Source organism: Levilactobacillus bambusae, assembly GCF_003124125.1.
In the GTDB taxonomy this organism is placed as follows: Bacteria; Bacillota; Bacilli; order Lactobacillales; family Lactobacillaceae; genus Levilactobacillus; species Levilactobacillus bambusae.
In genome coordinates, this window is sequence record NZ_QCXQ01000007.1 from 47,561 (window position 1) to 66,126 (window position 18,566).

Sequence of the window (18,566 nt, forward strand, 5' to 3'; positions counted from 1 at the left end):
TTTTATTTTTCTTTATCCTTAGCAATACTAGTTGCCACTAAACTGGCAAATTGCTTAACTCCCGTATTGTTCGGGTGGATTCCATCTGAAGTGAACCATTCAGGGTGCTGCTTAGCTGCCCCATACCAATCAATCAAATGAACGTTTGAATGCTTCTTGGCCTCGGCCTTCAGGGTATTGTTCACCTGATTCTGCCAGCTCCGGTTAGGAACGTAGGCGGTCGTCCAGTAAACGTCCCGGTTAGGACCAATGTCAGTCAACACATCCTCCACCTGATCCTTCGTTACAGTTCCATTAGTCCCAATGTTAAAGAAAACATTTTGGCTTAGCTGACCGCTATCCGCCATTGACTTGACGATGGGACCCACTTCGTCCATTTGCCGACCAACTTTACCATCGACAACGGCCCCAGGAAACAGGTCTTGCAAGCCCCCGGAAACGTCCAGCATCACCGAATCACCAATTGCGGTCATTGGCGTATGCTGTAACGTCACCATATTTTGAGCGGAAAGCTTATATTCCTTCATGGTCTTCTTTTGTTTGGTCGTTAAGTTTTTAACGGCATCCTTTTCTAACTTTTGGTTATGAGAAAAAGCTGCCACTTCCTTTTCCTGCTTTTTTTGAAGCTTAATTGCCCGGGCATTCTTCTTCTGTGCTTCGACACTCCGAGCTGTAATCGTCTTCTTGAGCGCCGATTCCTGCGGGTGGCTAGGCTGAAGCTGCATGCCGATCACGGTTAACACAATAAAGGAAACCGCGATGGTACCGCTAATAATTCGACCGGGATGGAGACTAAGGTTATGCAGATCGCTACCCAAGTTCCGCCATTGATAGTGAATTAATGGTTGTTCAACAAATCGGTAGCTCAGTTCACTGATAATTAAAATAATTGCGACCTGAATGATAGCATTGATAATCGGATGGTTCCCGATACTCTTAACTTGGTTTTCGTAAAAGACCATCACCGGGAATTGGTAGACGTAAATCCCGTAACTCCGTTTACCAATGTATGTAAACACGGGATTCGTCAGCCACTTATTCCAAGAACTACCTGGGTGAACCACAACGGCAACTAACAGGGTGGCCAAAACGGAAAAGATAAACATCCCACCATCGTACGCAAAATCATCAGATCCAGACATTGTGACGTAGAAGTAACCCATACCAATCACAGCAGCCAAACCAATGGTGTTCAGAAGATGGTGGTTAAGCCGACCAACGTTTTCTGACAACTTGTCCATGGGCCAGATAAATGCTAACGAAGCCCCGATTAAAAGGGCAAACGCCCGGGTATCGGTCCCATAGTATACCCGATTAACCGTCTCTGGGTTATAGAGCATGGCCATTTCAACGGCCGAGGCAACGGCACCAACCATCAGAACAGCGGCTGCCTGCCATTTCTTTTTGAACTTCAACAAAATAATGATGACAAGTGGCCAGATCAAGTAGAACTGTCCCTCTAAAGATAACGTCCATAAGTGGGTAAAGGGTGACTCCCCCATTGCCCGGTCAAAGTAGGACTGCCCGTGACCGATTTCAAACCAGTTATAGATAAACGCCATGTTGGTTCCAAGGGTTGCCCGAATATTCGTCAACAACGACCGTTGAAACAACGTAATGTACGCTGTAGTTGCAACTAACACCGCGACTAAAGTGGGGTATAGCCGAAAAATCCGGCGCTTTAAAAATGATCCAATATGTAAAGACCGATCCCGATTCCAATCCCGTAACATGAAGTAAGTCACTAAGTAACCCGCTAAGACTAAAAAGATCGGAACCCCCAAGAATCCACCTGGAAGCGAAGACGGAGCGAGGTGAAAGACAATGACCCCAATAACCGCTAACGTTCTCATTCCATCAATCCCAGTAATATACCGACGTTTTTTTGGCGTCTGCTGCCCTTGCATTGCTTGCCACTGAGCTCGACTCATTGTGGCCTGTTCCCCATCCGTTCGCTTCATACTTTCACTCCTACATTATGTAAATAACTGAAACTAATCATAGCAGGGTCGATCTCAGAATAACAGTTAAACGCATTATTTTTTCAAATTGTAATATTTACAGGTAAAATAAACATTTCCCCCGATTGACCCGCTATATAAATAAAAGAGCCTATAAAAATAGGCTCCCACATTAGGCTTCTTTTTCTAATTCTTCCACAAAGTTAACTTCAATATTCTTAGTTAAAATATCCGTATAACTGTAGGAAACCCGTTCAAAGGAATTTTCCGCCTGATCTAAGTCAACGACAAAGACCGCCGGGTAGGTTTCATGAATAATCCCATGACGTTCGGTCGTTTTCTTTCGACCCGCCTGTGCAATCACCATTACATGGGATCCAATGCGCCCATCTAACTTCTTCTTAATATCTGCTAACGTTGTTGGCATGCCCTTCACCTCAGGATACAGTATAGCAGGATTTATGCAAAATTGCAATAGTATACCATAAGAGTTTTTGGATTTCAAGAAAAAGTTACGCTGATTTCACATTTCGAAAACATCACCCATAACAACGTTTATACCCTATAACAGTCCGTTATTGTGAAATGCATTTGTTAGTTCAATAAAATTTTCAACCGTTAACTTTTCGGGCCGAATTTGAGCTGAAATTCCAAGCTCATCCAAAACCTGTGCAATTCGTTCCTTCACTTCAGGCTGCTTTCCAAAAATTCCCTGAAGATTATTCCATAAACTCTTACGCCGGTGAGCAAAACAGCCCTTTACAAATCCCATCATGGTATGCGCATCGTACGGCATTACCGGATACGGTTCCCGATGTGTTAATTTAACGATGGCTGAATCGACCTTTGGCTGGGGAATAAAGGCCGTGTGGGGAACGTCAAACGCAATCTCGGTATTGGCCACAAACTGGACAGCAACGGACAAAGAACCATAAGCTTTAATACCGGGCTTTGCCGTCAAACGATCAGCCACTTCCTTTTGCATCATAACAACGATAACTTCAAAGTCCACCTGACTGCCTAAAATATTCATCAGAATGGGCGTGGTAATGTAATAGGGCAAGTTTGCCACTAGCTTGAGCGGATGCCCTGGTTCAAACGTCTGCTTGATGACCTGAGGCAAGTTCGCCTGCAGGATATCTTCATTGACGATCGTGACATTATCGTAGGGGCTAAGGGTATCTTCTAATACCGGCAGCAAGTTTTCATCAATTTCGAAAGCCACAACCCGACGTGCCCGCTTAGCTAATTGCTCGGTTAAGCTGCCAATCCCGGGGCCAATTTCAATAACATTATCGTTCTCAGTAACGTCAGCGGCCTGCACAATCTTATTTAAAACGTTCAAATCCGTCAAAAAATTCTGGCCCAAACTCTTCTTGGCCGATAACCGGTACCGGTTTAGGATCGCCTGGGTTCGTGCTGGCGTACCAATTTCTGGAATCTGACTCATCCTATTCTGCCTCCTTATTAATCAATGCCACCGCAGCGTTAAAGTCTACCAAACTAATTTCAAACATCCGCAGTCGCTTTGCCAGTTGTTTACCATTGACGTACCCGATTCCCAGTTCTTCCCCCAGTAATTTCCGGCGGTGTTTTGCACTGGGACCGGCAATCAAACCAGCGGCAAGTAAATCATGCTGACTGATGACTTCTGGTGCATCCTCCACCTCCGTGTAAAGATGGTCCAGAGCCCGGCGAATACTGTCGGGGGTGGCATGTTCGACTCCTAAGGACCCCCCTTTTTTATCGGGCCGGCCTTCATCCCTGGGAAGAAAGGCGTGTTTGGCGTTTGGAACCACCTCGGCCACAATCTTTCGAATCTTTTCACCGGAAAAATCAGGGTCCGTAAAAATAATAATCCCCCGATTCTCCGCTAATTCCTCAATGAGCTGCAGGGTATCATCGTCAATGGCTGATCCACGAGTCTCAATCGTATCCGCATTGACCGCCCGGCTAATTGCTTTTGTATCATCTTTGCCTTCCACAACGAGGACTTCTTTAATTTTCTTCATCGTTCACTCCATAAAAAGTCAGGGTATTTCGATAGGTTGCCGCCGCAATTTCATCCGGGTTAACGTTGCGTAACCGGGCAATGGCCTCTACTGTATACAGGGTATTGGCCGGCTCGTTTTGCTTGCCCCGGTAAGGCACCGGCGCCAAATATGGCGCATCCGTCTCCACCATCATCCGATCTAAAGGCGTCTGAATGGTACTTGCGTGCACATCATGGGCGCTATTGTAACTAACTACGCCGGAATAGGAGATCATCATCCCGAGATCCAAAAACTTCGCTAACCATTCTGGGTCGCCGTTAAAACTGTGCATGACCCCACCGAACGTTTCAACGTGGGCCGCCTTTAAAATTTTGTAGGTCTCTTCAAACGCATCCCGGCAGTGAATGGCAACGGGTTTATGCAGGTTTCTCGCAAGTGCCAATTGGCGTTCAAAGACCGTTTTTTGGATTTTATGCGGCGCAACATTTTGGTGGTAATCCATCCCAATCTCACCGAGGGCAACCACCGAGGGATCCGCCAGCTGATTTTCCAGTTCTGCCTCCGTGGAATCGTGGTAGTCCTTGGCGTTCTCGGGGTGCCACCCAACCACGGCTACCATTTCAGGGTACTGGTGCGCTAACGCAATGGCCCCGGCATTTAACCGGGTATCCGACCCCACGTTTGCCAGTCGAACGACCCCCAACCGTTTAGCCTGTGCCAGATAGCCGGGGATATCCGCCTGAAACTCGTCACTATTTAAGTGCGTGTGAGAATCAAAAATTTTCATATCGGCTCTCCCTTCAAATTATGAAAGGGGACCGGGTCAAATTTACTTTGCCGCGGTCCCCCAAGTTCTTTCACTGTATCTAATTAAGCAATAATCGATCCGTTTACCAGGTTGTCAGGCACCGTAATCAGTGTCACTTGGCCATCGTGTTCAGCGGACAATAACATCCCCTGGCTAACGTTTCCCCGCATTTTACGGGGTTTGAGGTTGGCAACAATAATGACCTTTTTCCCGACTAATTCCGTCGGGTTTGGGTACCACTCGGCAATGCCGGATAGAATTTGGCGGTTACCTTGATCACCAGCATCAAGCCGGAATTGGAGCAGCTTGTCAGCGCCCTCAACCTTTTTAACGGCTAGCACCTCGGCAACCTTCAGTTCGATTTTTTCAAAGGCCTCAAACCGAATTTCCTTATGCTCTTCACCTAACACTAAGTCCGTCTGTTCGGGATCAAAATTGGTCCAGTCATCAACGGTTTGAGCTTTGGTGGCTTCGGCCTCAGCCTTGGCAGCCCGCCCTTTCACCTTCGTCGACTTTGTCATTTGACCCGCAATAAAATCAATTTCTTCTTCAGCATCAAGCCGGGGGAAGATTGGCGTTCCCTTCGCGACAGTATGGACCCCGTTCGGAAAATCAGCAAGCTTTAGGTCAGCAAGCGAAATCGTTGCCGCATCCAACCCCAACTGATTAAAGATTTGGATGGGGGCGTTTGGCATTACCGGACTGATGAGCGTGGCAATAACCCGTAAACTAGCTGCCAAATGGCTCATTACGGCGTCCAGTAATTGTTGGTCCGCCAAAACGTCACTCTTGGCAAGCCGCCAAGGTTCGGTTTCATCGATATATTTATTTGTCCGGCTCACTAACTTCCAAATTTCCGCTAGGGCATCGGAAAAATGCAGGGTATCCATTAAGTGGTCAAAGTTAGTGATCGTTTCTGCAGCGGTATTTTCTAGGTCCGCATCAAAATTAGTTACCCCAGAAACGAAACTTGGCACTTCGCCACCCTCATACTTGTTAATCATGGCAATTGTCCGGTTTAATAAGTTACCCAGATCATTCGCCAGATCATAGTTAATCCGGTCCACAAAGTCTTCGGGCGTGAAGACCCCATCGTTACCGTAAGGAATCGCCTTCGTTAGGTAGTAACGAACGGCATCCAGTCCGTAACGATCGACCAAGGTTTCGGGGTAAATAACGTTACCGCGGGACTTCGACATCTTCCCGTTCTTCATTAGCAGCCAGCCGTGACCAAAGACGGTCTTCGGGAGTGGTAAATCAAGGGCGTGCAGCATGATTGGCCAGTAAATGGTATGGAACCGGACGATTTCCTTCCCCACTAACTGAACGTCAGCCGGCCAGAACTTTTGGTAATCTTCATCATGGTCCGTTGCGTAACCCAACGCCGTAATGTAGTTGCTTAAGGCATCGATCCAAACGTAAACAACGTGCTTAGGATCAGAATCGACCGGCACACCCCAGCTGTAAGACGTCCGGGAAATGGCTAGGTCTTCCAGCCCAGGTTTAATAAAGTTATTAATCATTTCGTTCATCCGGGTGTTCGGTTGGATAAAGTTAGGGTGACTGTGGTAATAATCCAGTAACCAGTCCGCGTACCGACTCATCTTGAAGAAGTAGCTTTCTTCCTTAACCAATTCAACCTCATGACCCGAGGGGGCTTTTCCACCCACCATATTGCCAGCTTCATCGTGGTAGACCTCAGCTAGCTGGGATTCGGTAAAGTATTCCTCATCATCAACAGAATACCAGCCTTCGTATTCGCCCAGATAGATGTCGCCCTTATCCAATAGCTTTTGGAAGATTTTCTGAACGGATTTCACGTGGTCGGCATCGGTTGTCCGAATGAACTTGTCATACGTGATTGCCATCGTTTTCCAGAGGTCTTTAATTTGATCCGCCATGCCATCAACGTATTCCTTCGGGGTCTGGCCTAGGGATTCCGCTTTTTTCTCAATCTTTTCTCCGTGTTCATCGGTTCCAGTAAGGAAGAAAACATCGGCCCCCATACTGCGCTTGTAGCGCGCCATCGCATCTGCAATCACCGTAGTATAGGTATTTCCGATGTGAAGCCGCCCGGATGGGTAGTAAATCGGCGTTGTAATGTAAAAGGTCGATTTTGTGTCTGACATATGCGAATCCCCTCTTGTTAATTAATTTATTGTTGTTCGTATCATTTTCGATAAATTCTCTCTCAGTATAGCATAAACCGGAGTTCGGCAAAATGCGTTTTCGCCCTAACTCCGGTTCTTTTCAAAACAAATTTAGTTGCTGGGGAGCCAAATCATCCCAGTGTAAATGAAGGAGATCCTTCAACTTTAACGCATTCGGCGCCGCATCGTGACCAGAGTTGTTATTGAAGATAATGCAGACCTCTTTTGCCTGCTTCGCTAACTCGGTCGCCACCTGGGCAAAGTGTTCCAGTTCTTGATCACTATACCGGTACAGGGTGCGGGTCTTGCGCCAATTCTTATCTTGGTTGAACCAGCCCTTTTGATTTTGACCGTGCAGCCGTAGGAGTGCAAGGTCGGGCGTGGTGACAACCGGTTTAAACGGAACTCCGTCGTTAAGGTTATGGGGTTCATCCACGACCGCCATCGTCATGTTTAGCGACGTCAGATAGGCCGTCAAATCCAGTTTCAGATTTTCGTCATACCAGGAAGGGTTGCGAAACTCAACGGTAATCGGGTAATCCCCCATCTCTTGGCGAACAAGTTGTAGGTACTGAATATTAGCCGTATTGCGGGTAAAGAACGGTGGAAATTGAAAGAGCACCGTCTTCAGCTTCCCTGCCCGTTGCATTGGCCGCATCGTTTTGACGTAGTCCCTAAACGCCCGTTGCCGATCATCTTCTGAAACCGGGTCCTTCCTCACGTCGTGCTTCGTCATCACCTGGTTTGCTTTCATGACAAACTGGAACCCCTCCGGAACATCGCCTAACCACTTATCAATGGTCGTTTCTCTGGGAATTCCATAAAACGGGGTGTCGACTTCCACCGTTGGAAAATAACCCGCATACTCCTGCAAGCTGACCTTGCGATCCTCATTTTCAATCAAGGCCGGATGGTCACTCCACGTTGTTAATCCAATCGTTATCACAAAAACTCCCCCTTTATTAAACGGTTAAGTCATCAAAGAATTCTTCTGCATTCGTCTGAACCATTGTATAGGGAACCGGCAGATCCAGCCGCTCTTGATTAACCACGATAATTTTGGCCGCAGGTGACCGGTAATCTAATAATCCCGCAAACGGGTAGACCCGCATCGAAGTCCCCACGATCACAATTAAATCGGCCTTCGCCACCGCTTGAACGCCCCGATTAACGGTTTCGGGATCTAATCCTTCCCCGTAGAGGACAATGTTGGGTCTTAACCAGCCATGATCCATGGCATGACGCGGATCCACCAGGTAATCCTGCCACGGAAATCTTTGGTGGCAGGCCGCACAGTAAACGTCATATAAATTACCGTGAAACTCGACGAGGTGGGTCGCTCCCGCAACGTGATACAAATTATCAATATTCTGCGTGACGATAGCGGCCCGCCCCTGATTGGTCAACGCCGCCTGTTTATCATGAATGACGTTTGGCCGAGCCTCAGGGTAATACAGATTTGTCTTCATGTAATCGTAGAATACGTCGGGTTCCCGCGTAAAACACGTCTGGCTTAGGTAGTATTCCGCGTTTTGATGCCCCGTATACAAGCCGGCCTTAGACCGGTAATCAGGAATCCCAGAGGGGGTTGAAACCCCCGCCCCGGTTAGAAATACCATGTGCTGGGCCCGATCAAATGCCGTTTGAATCGCCGAATCCATACTATCACGCCTCCCGATGCTAACGTAAGATGTAAGGCATTTCCAACTGCTTGAAGAGTTCTTCAACCGTTAATTCATAAATTCCCTTGTAATAGTCTGGTGTGTCATCCCCGGGCTTCGGTGCTGAAATGACAAAGGAATTTTGGTTGTCCCCCTTATTAAAGCCAACGTACGCCCGACGACCGGTTTTTTGATCGTGAAGATCCGAGTGGAAAAGCTCAAAGACCTGTCGGACCTTCAACCGAAGCTGCCGCTCGCTTAACACGGAAGTAATCGTGGTAAATTCCGGATTATGAAGTGCCGGTAAATGCCACTCCGTCAGCTGATCATCAAACGCCTTGAAAAGCTTCACCACGTTACGCCGGAGGGTAAACGGTGAATCAATCTTCTTTTCTGAAATTAGCTGATACAGTTTTTCCGCAGCGGCTAATGCCACCGGATAATCCCGTTCGAGCTCCGGTTTTACTTCGTCAAATCGGTCGCCGTAGAAAACCATGGCATCTAACAGGGTCAGCAGCCGAAGCGTCATTTCATCATCCAGCGGTTCGGGTTCCGGTTTAATCGTATGCTTGATTCCCTTAAGGTACATCGCTTCTACTTCGTCGTTAATCAGGCCGTGCTTACGCTGTTCATCCACCACCACAAAATGACACACAATGTCATACAGTTCCGTTCCCATGAACATGAGCTGCTGGTCCAGCTGTTCATTGCCGGTAGTGAGGGAAAAGAAGACCTGAGGAAAGCCCCGCAACACCATCAATAAATGAAGCAATTCATGGGAAGCCGTATAATTGGGTGCCGAGAGATCCGCAATCTGAACCATTAAATCCTTCCCCGACTGTACCTGTTGGGACTGATCGTGCCGCACGTAGCCGGACTGCAGCTGACCGATAAACTGTACGCTAACGTTCCCCGGAAATAAGTCGTTAACCGCGTTCAACAGGGACTGAGTGGCCTCGTTTAATTCAATTTCATCATTTGTCATGTTTTTTCACCTATTCTTGTCTTAATTCTTGTAAGAGTTCTTGTGCCGTAGCCAGATCTGCGTGCGAGACGGCCGTTAGTTTGGCCACTAAAGTGGGAACCTCATCGGTCGTTGCTCCAGCCGTGACAGCCAGTGATTTGTACTGCAGCCGCATGTGCCCCTGCTGAATCCCATCGGAAACCAAAGCTCTTAAGGCCGATAAATTTTGGGCCAGTCCCACGCTGACTGCTAGCATCATGAGCTCGCGTGCGGTTTCAACCCCCGCAATCTGCTGATTTAACCGACTCAATGGTAGCATGTTTATGGCGCCACCGACAAATCCGACGGCTAAGGGGAGGGTCAGTTCCCCGGATAGCATCTCATTTTCAACCCGCCACGTGCTCAGGCCTTCGTACTGCCCGTTTCGCGCCGCATACGCGTGAATCCCGCTTTCCGCCGCCCGCCAATCGTTTCCCATCGCAATGAGAACGGCATCCACTCCGTTCATGATACCCTTATTATGGGTGGCCGCCCGGTAAGAATCAACCTTGGCAAACTGGCTGGCAGCCGCAATTTGAGCGGCAACCGTTGCCCCGCTAAGTGTCTTGGTGGCAACGGCCGCGACGGGAATCTTAACCGTTGCTGTCGTTAAACACTCGGTGGCGTAGTTTGAGAGAATACTCATTAAGATGGGGGCGTTAACTTGAGGCGTTAGCCATGCCGCTACCGCCTCAAGCATCGTGTTCATGGTGTTGGCCCCCATAGCCTCCCCAACGTCCACTTGCAAATCCAGGCTCACCCAATCGGGAGCCATCGGCCGGACCCGAATATCGGTTGCGCCGGCCCCATGGGTTAAAACGGAGGGGTGCGCCGCATTTGCGGTCTTCAGGATTTCAGGCGCTAACTGGGTCAGTTTAGCCGCTAAATCAGCGGGATGGGTGACCTTCTGAAAGACAATCTGCCCCGTTAACTGCCGGTTTAAGACGGTAGCGGTCATTCCGCCGCCAAGTGCCGTCATTTTGCCCCCGTTACTTGCCGCCGCAATTACGGACGGTTCTTCAACCACCATGGGTACGTCATGGGTTACCCCATTGACCCGGATTCCCGTGGCAATGCCCTCCGGGAGTCCATAGGTCGTCAGGTAGTTTTCCACGAGCTGCCCGTCCCGTTCGTTGGCTAAGGCCATCAACTGGGCTGTCTCTTGCGCTGTCAGGTGATGGCGCTCACTAATTTCGGTTAACCGGTCCTGATAACTTTTTTTGTAGAACGGTTCCTGTCCCAAATGGGTTACCTCCTTTAACGAAATAGGGCTGTCCCAAACTTTCATTTGGTCCAACCCCACCCCTACTTTTGTTGAATATGTTTTTCAATGTAATCAAAAATGATTCCCTCTCGGACCCCACTCTCGGAAAAAAGGACCTGGTCGGACCCCAACCGATCCAGCAATTGGATCAGGGGTAACATGCCGCCAACCATAATATCCGCCCGATCTGGTTCCAGACCCGATATCTGTTTGCGCTGCTTCAAATCGGCACGCAGCAGTTTTTCAAACGCCTTAAAAACGTCCGTCCGGGTGAGCTGATAACCGTGAATGTCGTCAATGTGCCGGTTACGCTGGTGCTTTTTGTTCATCCGAGCTAGGGACCGGTTGGCACCGCCGAGCAAGACTAAGGGCAGCGTCTGACACTTCCCTAACCAAGGGATCGCCGCCAGTTGGTCCCAAACATACTGCTGGGCGGAAAAAAGATCGGCCGCCCGTACCCGGTTTTGGAGGTTGAACCGTTCACTCAAACTAACCGCCCCAAAGGGCACACTAATTTCGGCGCGGGAGTTACGGTTTGAAACATAAACTAATTCACAGCTGGCACCCCCGGTATCCAGTAAGAGGTAGTCGGAAACTTTCAGTTCATTAACGGTTCCCAGGTAGTCAAAGTGGGCCTCCTCAGTCCCTGTTAGAACCTGAATGGTAATCCCGATTGCCCGGTTGACCCGGTCTAAAAAGGCCGCTTGGTTTTTAGCCTGCCGAACGGCTGCCGTGGCAATGCCCATCATCGTGATGTGCTGGTAATTTTGGTAGACCTTTTGAAACGACCGGAGTGCCGCAATCGTTCGGGCAATTGCCGTGGGCTGCAAAATTTTTTCTCGGCCCATTCCCTCTGATAGCCGGCTGTCTTCCTTGACCCGTTTAACTTCACGGTAAGTTCCATCCTCGTGCAGGCCGTAGATGGCCAGCCGAACAGAGTTGGAGCCAATATCAATTATCCCCAAGTACTGCATCCCGCCACCTCATTTCACACTAGTTAAAGTAGTTGATTCCAATTGCATCGCGAACTTCCTGCAACGTCTGGTTTGCAACCACGTTGGCCTTTTCGCTTCCCCGTTTAAGGATATCATACACCGCAGCTTCGTCTTTCGCGTATTGCTCACGTCGCTCACGGATAGGTGCTAACTTGGCCTGCAGGACATCGTTAAGGTACCGTTTAATCTTGACGTCGCCAAGGCCACCGTGTTCGTATTGTGCCTTCAATTCAGCCACCTGATCCTTGTCCGGCGCAAAAATATCAAGGTAGGTAAAGACGGTGTTGCCTTCAACGTGACCAGGATCTTCAACGTGGATATGGGTTGGGTCCGTATACATGGACATGACCTTCTTTTGGATGGTATCTTCATCATCCGCCAGATAAATGGCGTTGCCAAGCGACTTGCTCATCTTAGCGTTACCATCTAATCCTGGAATCCGACCCTCACCCTTTGGCGGAAAGTAGCCTTGGGGTTCAACGAGGATGTCTTGGTCGTAAACGTTATTAAACGTCCGGACAATTTCTCGGGTTTGTTCCAGCATAGGTTCTTGATCCTCGCCCACGGGAACCGTGTCCGCCTTAAACGCCGTAATATCTGCGGCTTGGCTCACCGGGTAAATAAAGAAGCCCGCTGGGACGCTCTCGCCAAACTTCTTCTGCTTAATTTCGGCCTTCACGGTTGGGTTCCGGTTCAACCGGGAAACCGTAACGAGATTTAGGTAGTCCATCGTTAATTCAGACAGGGCCGGAATTTGTGATTGAACGAGAATCGTTGACTTATTTGGATCAATTCCAACGGCCAAGTAGTCTAACGCCACCTGAATCAAACTGTGCCGAATTTTCTCGGGGTCCCGGGCGTTATCCGTCAGTGCTTGGGTATCCGCAATCATAACGTACGTATCATAGTTCCCGCTGTTTTGTAACTTTACCCGGTTTTCTAAGGATCCCACGTAGTGCCCAATGTGTAATTGTCCCGTCGGCCGATCGCCAGTTAAAATAACGTGTTTTTTATTTTCTACCATTTATCTCGCTCCCTTAACTTTCATCATGATTGATTTTTGGAAAAAAAAGCGTCCTACTGCATCTCTGCACTAGGACGCTTGCGCGTGGTACCACCTATATTGCGATTTCTCGCCACTCAACTATAAGGGTAGTTTTCCCAGCGATTCTTCCGTGATTCAGTCCAATTCGGCACGTAGAGCCTTTCAACCAAGGGACCCTATCTCTGTTCCTGCCTACTTTCCCTGAAACAAATCTCTACCCTTAGTTTAACGAGATTTTAGCAAACTGTAAAGCTGTTTCTTCTCTCCGTGACGCGGTAAAATAGATCCATTGACTTTCGTTCCATAAGACACTAAAATTGTTCAAGCAATTTAAGGAGGCGGACCGTGTGGATGACGAACAAAAACAGGAACAAGCCCGTGTAGATTCAGTCATTAATAAAATCTCAGACCGAATTGAAACCACCACGGACGAATACGAAAAGGCCCACGCCGAAAAGCGCGACGTCCAAAAAAACTACCGTAACAATACGTCCGTAAACTGGTTTGAAATTGATGATCGAATTGATACCAGTGCCGAACTACAGCAGCAGCGGGCCCTTGAATCACGGTTGAATGAAAATGAATCCATCATTAAAAACCAGTTAGAACGCTACCAAATCCTGGAAAAGTCCCCCTACTTCGGGCGCATTGATATACAGGATCCGGATGAATCCCAGCCCGAAAGGTTATACATCGGGACCTCCTCGTTCGTTGACGACGACCAAAACTTTTTGATCTACGATTGGCGGGCCCCCGTTTCAAGTATCTACTATAATGGTGTGCTCGGTCAGGTGGCCTATGAGACTCCCGCGGGGTCTCAAACCACCGACCTCCAAAAAAAACGGCAGTACCTTATTCAGAACGGCCACATTGAAAACATGTTCGACACCAATGAGACCGTGGGCGATGAAATGCTTCAGCACGTTTTGGGCGAACAAAACGACGACACCATGCAAAACATCGTGGCAACCATCCAGCGGGAACAAAACGACATTATTCGTGATACCCGCAGTGACCTGCTCGTTGTTCAGGGGGCTGCCGGGTCCGGAAAAACGTCCGCTATTTTGCAGCGGATTGCCTTTCTCCTGTACCACAGCCGCAGGGAACTCGAGGCCGACCAAATCGTTCTCTTTTCTCCCAACAAACTTTTTAGCCACTACATTTCTGACGTTCTCCCCAGCCTTGGCGAACGAAATATGGCCCAGGTCACCCTCGCTGAATTCTTTAACGAACGGTTCGAGGGCCTGCACGTTCAATCCTTGTTTGACCGCTACGAAGCTGACCAAACCCATCCCGGGGATGCCCACCTGCGCGACTACAAGGAGGGGGCCGAATTTATGGCAACCATTCGGGACTACTGCCGGAACTTAAAGACGCCCGAGATGGCCTTCACCGATATTTTATTTGACGGCCGCATTTTCTTCAGTCACGGGGAAATCAAGGCCTTGTACGAGACCCTGCCAAACGTCTTACCCGTGGACCGGTTTCTTCAACTTAAGAACGCCCTGATTAAACAATTAAAGGCCCGAATCGACGTTGAGGCCAAAAAGGACTGGGTCCAAGATGCCATTGATAACCTAAGCACCGAAGAATACCACACCCTGTTAGGCAGCAAACGGCGCCACCAATTCCAGCAGTTAGATGATGAGGTGGCCTACATTGCCCATAAATTGGTCAAAGATCGGTTACGCTCCGTATATGATGCCATTTATAACGGCTACTTCTTGGATACTTACCAGCAGTACAACGCCTTTCTTAACCAGTGTTCCCTACCCGAAAACGTGAGTCAGTCCAGTTGGCAGCAAAGCATTTCAGACTACCACGACCAAATTGAGTACCACCGGCTAAATCTCATTGATGCCGCTCCGTTGCTATACTTGCGGGATCAACTTCTTGGGGGCGGAACCAACAGTGCCATTCAGTTCCTGTTCATCGATGAAATGCAGGACTACTCCTTGGCTCAGCTGCTATATCTCCACCATGCCTTCCCCCGTGCCAAACTGACCTTCCTTGGCGACAGTGAGCAGGCCCTTTTTAAGGACGTTGAAGAGCCAGAAGCCGTTTTACGCCAGCTAAACGAAGCCTTCCACGTTAAAAAGTCCCGGTTAATTACGCTGAATCGTTCTTACCGGTCAACGTACCCCATTACGACGTTTGCTAAGTCGCTGCTACCAGACGGTGATCGGATTGAGGCGTTTAACCGCCCTGGTGACCTACCAAAACTGATCATTCGCTATGACCACGCTGGTGCCACCCGCGCCCTCATCCGGGAGGTTCAAACGGAACTCGCTGAAAGCAGCGTCTGTGCCATTCTTACCAAGAATCTAACCGAGGCACGCCAGGTCTATCAGGAAATTCACGGTGAACTCGATCAAGTCACCCTCTTAACCGACATGGACCGTAGTCTGCCAAAGGGGGCCGTTGTTTTACCGATCTATCTGGCCAAGGGATTAGAATTCGATAGCGTCATTGCTTACGACGTTTCAGCCCAAAACTACCCGGACGCTTCATTGACGGGAACGTTATACACCATTGCTACCCGGGCAATGCATCACCTAACCCTCCTCAGCATTGGACCCGTCTCTCCCCTCATTGCAACGCCCCGGATTCCAGCGGGTCAACTTCAAATTGAACATGAGTTAAATAACTAAGGTGCAATCACTTAAACGGCCGCCCACTGTCTTCGGTAAATATCGAAGCTGATGGACGGCCGTTTTGAATGAATGTTCTTAATTCACTTTATTCCACTTCTAACTCTGATTCCTTTAACTTCTTTAACGCATTTTTTAGTATGAACGGTGCAATGACCGTTGCCAGGATAATGACTAGGATCACGTCTGAATAGGTTGATTTTGTTAACAGTCCCGCCGAAAACCCAATTTGGGCGGTAATCAACGCCATTTCACCCCGCGAGATCATTCCGGCCCCAATTACCCGTGAACTGAGCCGGTTAAACCCGGACCAGCGAGCACCAAGTCCACATCCACTTAGTTTGGTAACGCATGCCAGCACCGTCATAACAACCACGAAAAGCAGTGACTCATTTAGATGCGTAAACGTAATGGATAACCCAACACTCACAAAGAAGACGGGAATGAAAATGGCGTAGCCAATGGGCTCAACGTGTTCAGCCACTTCCGTTTGGTAGGGCGTTTGGGCTACGGCAATCCCGGCAAAGAAAGCCCCCACTGCCCCGCTTAGACCGACCTTTTCAGCTAGAAAGGCCATGCTAAAACAGATCACAATGGATACAATCGTAACTGAAGAAGCCATTAGCAGACGTTCGCTGAGCCGCATCAGGTAGGGTGCAATCCACTTGACCAGCAAATAGGTCACCACAAAGAACCCGATTTGAAGGAGGATCACCAAACCTAAGTTCATGGAAGAATGACCGGTTTGACCGCCCCCCACTAAGCTTAGCATAACGGATAGCAGGACAACCCCTAATATATCGTCTGCAACCGCCGCTCCTAAAATGGTTGCCCCCTCCTTCGTTGAGAGGGCGTGATAATCCTTCAAGACTTCGACTGAAATGGAGACGGACGTCGTCGAAAAGATTATCCCGATAAAAATGGCGTCCACCAGACTATAACCAAAACCCAAACTAACGCCACCCATAATAGCCAGCGGCAGGATCACACCAATGACTGCGACAAGAATCGCGGGTTTTAAGTATCGTTTCAGCAGCTTAAGGTCGCTTTCTAAGCCACCAATAAACATGAGGATCACAACCCCAATGTTTGAAAATAGGTCAACTAAGTGGTTGGGTTGAATCCAGTTCAAAAGCGCTGGACCAACTAATACACCAACTAAAATTTCACCAATGACGGCCGGAATTCCGACCCGGTTACAGAGGTGACCTGCCAGTGTTGTTAAAACTAATAGCAGGCATAACGTTCCTAAAAAGGCCACGGCAAACTTCCTTTCTGTTTTTGACCCCCCTATTATACCCTGAAAGATAACGGTCCGTCATCTCCGCCAAATTATATCTAAATCTAACAACAAGGCAGCCAACCACGATTACCATTTAATCGTGGTTGGCTGCCTTCTTAAAATGGTCTACTCATAATGTCCCTAAGCTCTGGTAATTTTAGTTAAAGTAGGTTAAGTCACTTGCCGTCGTTGGGTAAGCCAAAATCAATTGATTTAACCGCTTCTGATCGATTTTTTCATCAATCATCAGGGTGAAGGCATTAATCAAGCTATCAGCTTCACTACTCATTACTTGCGCCCCAATTACCTGATGGGTTGACTTTTGGATGATCGTTTTTACCCGGGCGTATGGATCGTGAATCCGGTGGTAAGTCAGCCATGACGTCACATCCTGTGATTTTACTTCGTAGGCATCGGGATTACTTTGAACATCCTTTTCACTGACTCCGACGGTCGCTAACTTTGGTTGCCCGTACACCACCGTTGGGATGGCCGGATAATCTATCGCTGACTGCGAGGGATTCAAAATATCAGCTGCAACGTACGCTGCATCAAAAGCTGCCTTCGGGGTCAGCTTAGGATGGGATTCCGAAACAACATCGCCAACCGCATAAATCTTAGGGTTTGTCGTTTTCAAATGTTCATCGACCTGAATACCATGGCGATCCGTGGTTATCCCTACGGCCGCCAAATTCAATTGGTCAACGTTAGGCACCCGGCCAGCCGCACAAAAGACCGCATCGGTTTTAAACTGCCGGCCATCGGCAGTTTGCACGTTAAACTGCTGGTCAGCCTTCTGAACCTCAGTCACGTTTGTGTTTAGCTGGACATCAATTCCCTCGTCTTTAACAGCCGCCACAAAATCAGTGACTAACTCTTCGTCAAACTGCTTGAGCGGGCGGTTATTATGGTGAATTAAATGAACGTTGGCCCCGGCACCCTTAGCAATCGAGGATAGTTCAAACCCAATGTAACCCCCACCAATGATCGTAATGTCCCGGGGCATTTGATTGAGGTTCAAAAAGTCATTGCTCGTTAATAAATTTTCCTGTCCGGCCATGGGTAAGAGTGCCGGATGCTGTCCCGTAGCAATGATGAAGTTGCGTGCCGATAATTCTTCCGACCCAATTTCAAAGGTCCCCTCATCAGTAAACTTGCCGCTGCCATGGTAGGTCGTCACCCCCGCTGCTTTCAACCCAGCTTCCGTCTTCTCGGGAACCGCATCCGTATAGTTTCGCTTATGCGCCATTAAGTCCGGCCAGTTAACCTGGCTTCCGCCGTCAATTCCCTTGCCTAACATATGGTCCTGATAAGCCTTAGCCTCAATCGCAGCGAGTAAAATCCGTTTGGGATCGCACCCCCGGTTAGGGCAAGTGCCACCAAACAAGTCATTTTCCACTACGGCAACCGACTTATGTTCGGCCGCTAACGCATAGGCCGCCCCATTTCCGCCGGGGCCTGACCCAATAATAACGACATCGTAGTCCTGTGTCACAACAATCACCCTCCTCATACAGTTACCCTAAGCCTATCACGTTAAGCTCTTTTAACCGAGAAGAATGCTTCTCTATTCTGTAAGCCATTTGGCGGATTTGAACCGACATCTCTCCCTTACCATGGAAGTGCTCTACCTATTGAGCTAAAACGGCATTTCCATGTTACCAAACATTCCATTAAGATACCAGTAAAGCACAAAAAAGAAGGCTTACCATTACGGTAAACCTTCCTTAGGTTGCGCGGCAACGTCCTATC

The 18,566-nt window shown here is 48.6% G+C and carries 15 protein-coding genes and 1 tRNA gene; 1 reads left to right on the top strand and 15 read right to left on the bottom strand.

Annotated features, from left to right (window positions below; all coding sequences use genetic code 11):
• Positions 1-2: 2 nt before the first annotated feature.
• From DCM90_RS09485 to trpS, 12 genes are all read right to left on the bottom strand, one after another.
• Positions 3-1,961, bottom strand: a complete 1,959-nt coding sequence (locus DCM90_RS09485) for an acyltransferase family protein (protein ID WP_225366025.1) — start codon at positions 1,959-1,961, stop codon at positions 3-5.
• A 172-nt stretch (positions 1,962-2,133) separates the two neighbouring features.
• Complete coding sequence (locus tag DCM90_RS09490) at positions 2,134-2,388, bottom strand: Veg family protein (protein ID WP_109251137.1); 255 nt, start codon at positions 2,386-2,388, stop codon at positions 2,134-2,136.
• Positions 2,389-2,523: 135 nt separating this feature from the next.
• The gene (gene rsmA / locus DCM90_RS09495; RefSeq protein WP_109251138.1) at positions 2,524-3,411 is read right to left on the bottom strand and encodes a 16S rRNA (adenine(1518)-N(6)/adenine(1519)-N(6))-dimethyltransferase RsmA; all 888 of its coding nucleotides are present in this window, start codon (positions 3,409-3,411) and stop codon (positions 2,524-2,526) included.
• A 1-nt stretch (position 3,412) separates the two neighbouring features.
• A complete protein-coding gene (gene rnmV / locus DCM90_RS09500; protein WP_109251139.1) occupies positions 3,413-3,973 on the bottom strand; it encodes a ribonuclease M5 in 561 nt (186 codons plus the stop codon).
• Entirely contained in the window at positions 3,960-4,742 is a 783-nt protein-coding gene (locus DCM90_RS09505) for a TatD family hydrolase (RefSeq protein WP_109251140.1), read from the bottom strand. Before DCM90_RS09505 ends, rnmV begins: the two co-directional genes overlap by 14 nt.
• Positions 4,743-4,825: 83 nt before the next feature.
• The gene (gene metG / locus DCM90_RS09510) at positions 4,826-6,892 is read right to left on the bottom strand and encodes a methionine--tRNA ligase (RefSeq protein ID WP_109251141.1); all 2,067 of its coding nucleotides are present in this window, start codon (positions 6,890-6,892) and stop codon (positions 4,826-4,828) included.
• Between the two features lie 121 nt (positions 6,893-7,013).
• A complete protein-coding gene (locus tag DCM90_RS09515) occupies positions 7,014-7,859 on the bottom strand; it encodes a DUF72 domain-containing protein (protein ID WP_109251142.1) in 846 nt (281 codons plus the stop codon).
• 16 nt (positions 7,860-7,875) lie between these two features.
• Positions 7,876-8,574 (bottom strand): NAD-dependent protein deacylase, encoded by a 699-nt coding sequence (locus tag DCM90_RS09520; protein ID WP_109251143.1) that lies wholly within the window; start codon positions 8,572-8,574, stop codon positions 7,876-7,878.
• 19 nt (positions 8,575-8,593) lie between these two features.
• Positions 8,594-9,559 (bottom strand): IpaB/EvcA family protein, encoded by a 966-nt coding sequence (locus DCM90_RS09525; protein WP_109251144.1) that lies wholly within the window; start codon positions 9,557-9,559, stop codon positions 8,594-8,596.
• A gap of 10 nt (positions 9,560-9,569) precedes the next feature.
• The gene (locus tag DCM90_RS09530; RefSeq protein ID WP_225366026.1) at positions 9,570-10,820 is read right to left on the bottom strand and encodes a hydroxymethylglutaryl-CoA reductase, degradative; all 1,251 of its coding nucleotides are present in this window, start codon (positions 10,818-10,820) and stop codon (positions 9,570-9,572) included.
• 62 nt (positions 10,821-10,882) lie between these two features.
• Entirely contained in the window at positions 10,883-11,815 is a 933-nt protein-coding gene (locus DCM90_RS09535) for a Ppx/GppA family phosphatase (protein WP_109251146.1), read from the bottom strand.
• 19 nt (positions 11,816-11,834) lie between these two features.
• Complete coding sequence (gene trpS, locus DCM90_RS09540; protein ID WP_109251147.1) at positions 11,835-12,860, bottom strand: tryptophan--tRNA ligase; 1,026 nt, start codon at positions 12,858-12,860, stop codon at positions 11,835-11,837.
• Between the two features lie 368 nt (positions 12,861-13,228).
• Between trpS and helD the strand changes: the two genes are divergently transcribed.
• Positions 13,229-15,532, top strand: a complete 2,304-nt coding sequence (gene helD / locus DCM90_RS09545) for an RNA polymerase recycling motor HelD (protein ID WP_109251148.1) — start codon at positions 13,229-13,231, stop codon at positions 15,530-15,532.
• Positions 15,533-15,620: 88 nt separating this feature from the next.
• Here the strand turns inward: helD and DCM90_RS09550 are convergent, their stop codons facing one another.
• From DCM90_RS09550 to DCM90_RS09560, 3 genes are all read right to left on the bottom strand, one after another.
• Positions 15,621-16,793: a cation:proton antiporter gene (locus tag DCM90_RS09550; RefSeq protein ID WP_109251149.1), complete on the bottom strand. Its 1,173-nt coding sequence runs from the start codon at positions 16,791-16,793 to the stop codon at positions 15,621-15,623.
• 178 nt (positions 16,794-16,971) lie between these two features.
• Positions 16,972-18,309 (bottom strand): dihydrolipoyl dehydrogenase family protein, encoded by a 1,338-nt coding sequence (locus DCM90_RS09555; protein ID WP_109251150.1) that lies wholly within the window; start codon positions 18,307-18,309, stop codon positions 16,972-16,974.
• Between the two features lie 82 nt (positions 18,310-18,391).
• Positions 18,392-18,463 (bottom strand) — tRNA-Thr (locus DCM90_RS09560).
• Between the last annotated feature and the right edge of the window lie 103 nt (positions 18,464-18,566).

Bases quoted from the DNA above. Each gene is read 5' to 3' on its own strand.
- rnmV (WP_109251139.1), bottom strand. From the start codon at position 3,973: ATGAAGAAAATTAAAGAAGTCCTCGTTGTGGAAGGCAAAGATGATACA.
- DCM90_RS09485 (WP_225366025.1), bottom strand. From the start codon at position 1,961: ATGAAGCGAACGGATGGGGAACAGGCCACAATGAGTCGAGCTCAGTGG.
- metG (WP_109251141.1), bottom strand. From the start codon at position 6,892: ATGTCAGACACAAAATCGACCTTTTACATTACAACGCCGATTTACTAC.
- rsmA (WP_109251138.1), bottom strand. From the start codon at position 3,411: ATGAGTCAGATTCCAGAAATTGGTACGCCAGCACGAACCCAGGCGATC.
- DCM90_RS09490 (WP_109251137.1), bottom strand. From the start codon at position 2,388: ATGCCAACAACGTTAGCAGATATTAAGAAGAAGTTAGATGGGCGCATT.
- DCM90_RS09525 (WP_109251144.1), bottom strand. From the start codon at position 9,559: ATGACAAATGATGAAATTGAATTAAACGAGGCCACTCAGTCCCTGTTG.
- DCM90_RS09505 (WP_109251140.1), bottom strand. From the start codon at position 4,742: ATGAAAATTTTTGATTCTCACACGCACTTAAATAGTGACGAGTTTCAG.
- trpS (WP_109251147.1), bottom strand. From the start codon at position 12,860: ATGGTAGAAAATAAAAAACACGTTATTTTAACTGGCGATCGGCCGACG.
- DCM90_RS09535 (WP_109251146.1), bottom strand. From the start codon at position 11,815: ATGCAGTACTTGGGGATAATTGATATTGGCTCCAACTCTGTTCGGCTG.
- DCM90_RS09520 (WP_109251143.1), bottom strand. From the start codon at position 8,574: ATGGATTCGGCGATTCAAACGGCATTTGATCGGGCCCAGCACATGGTA.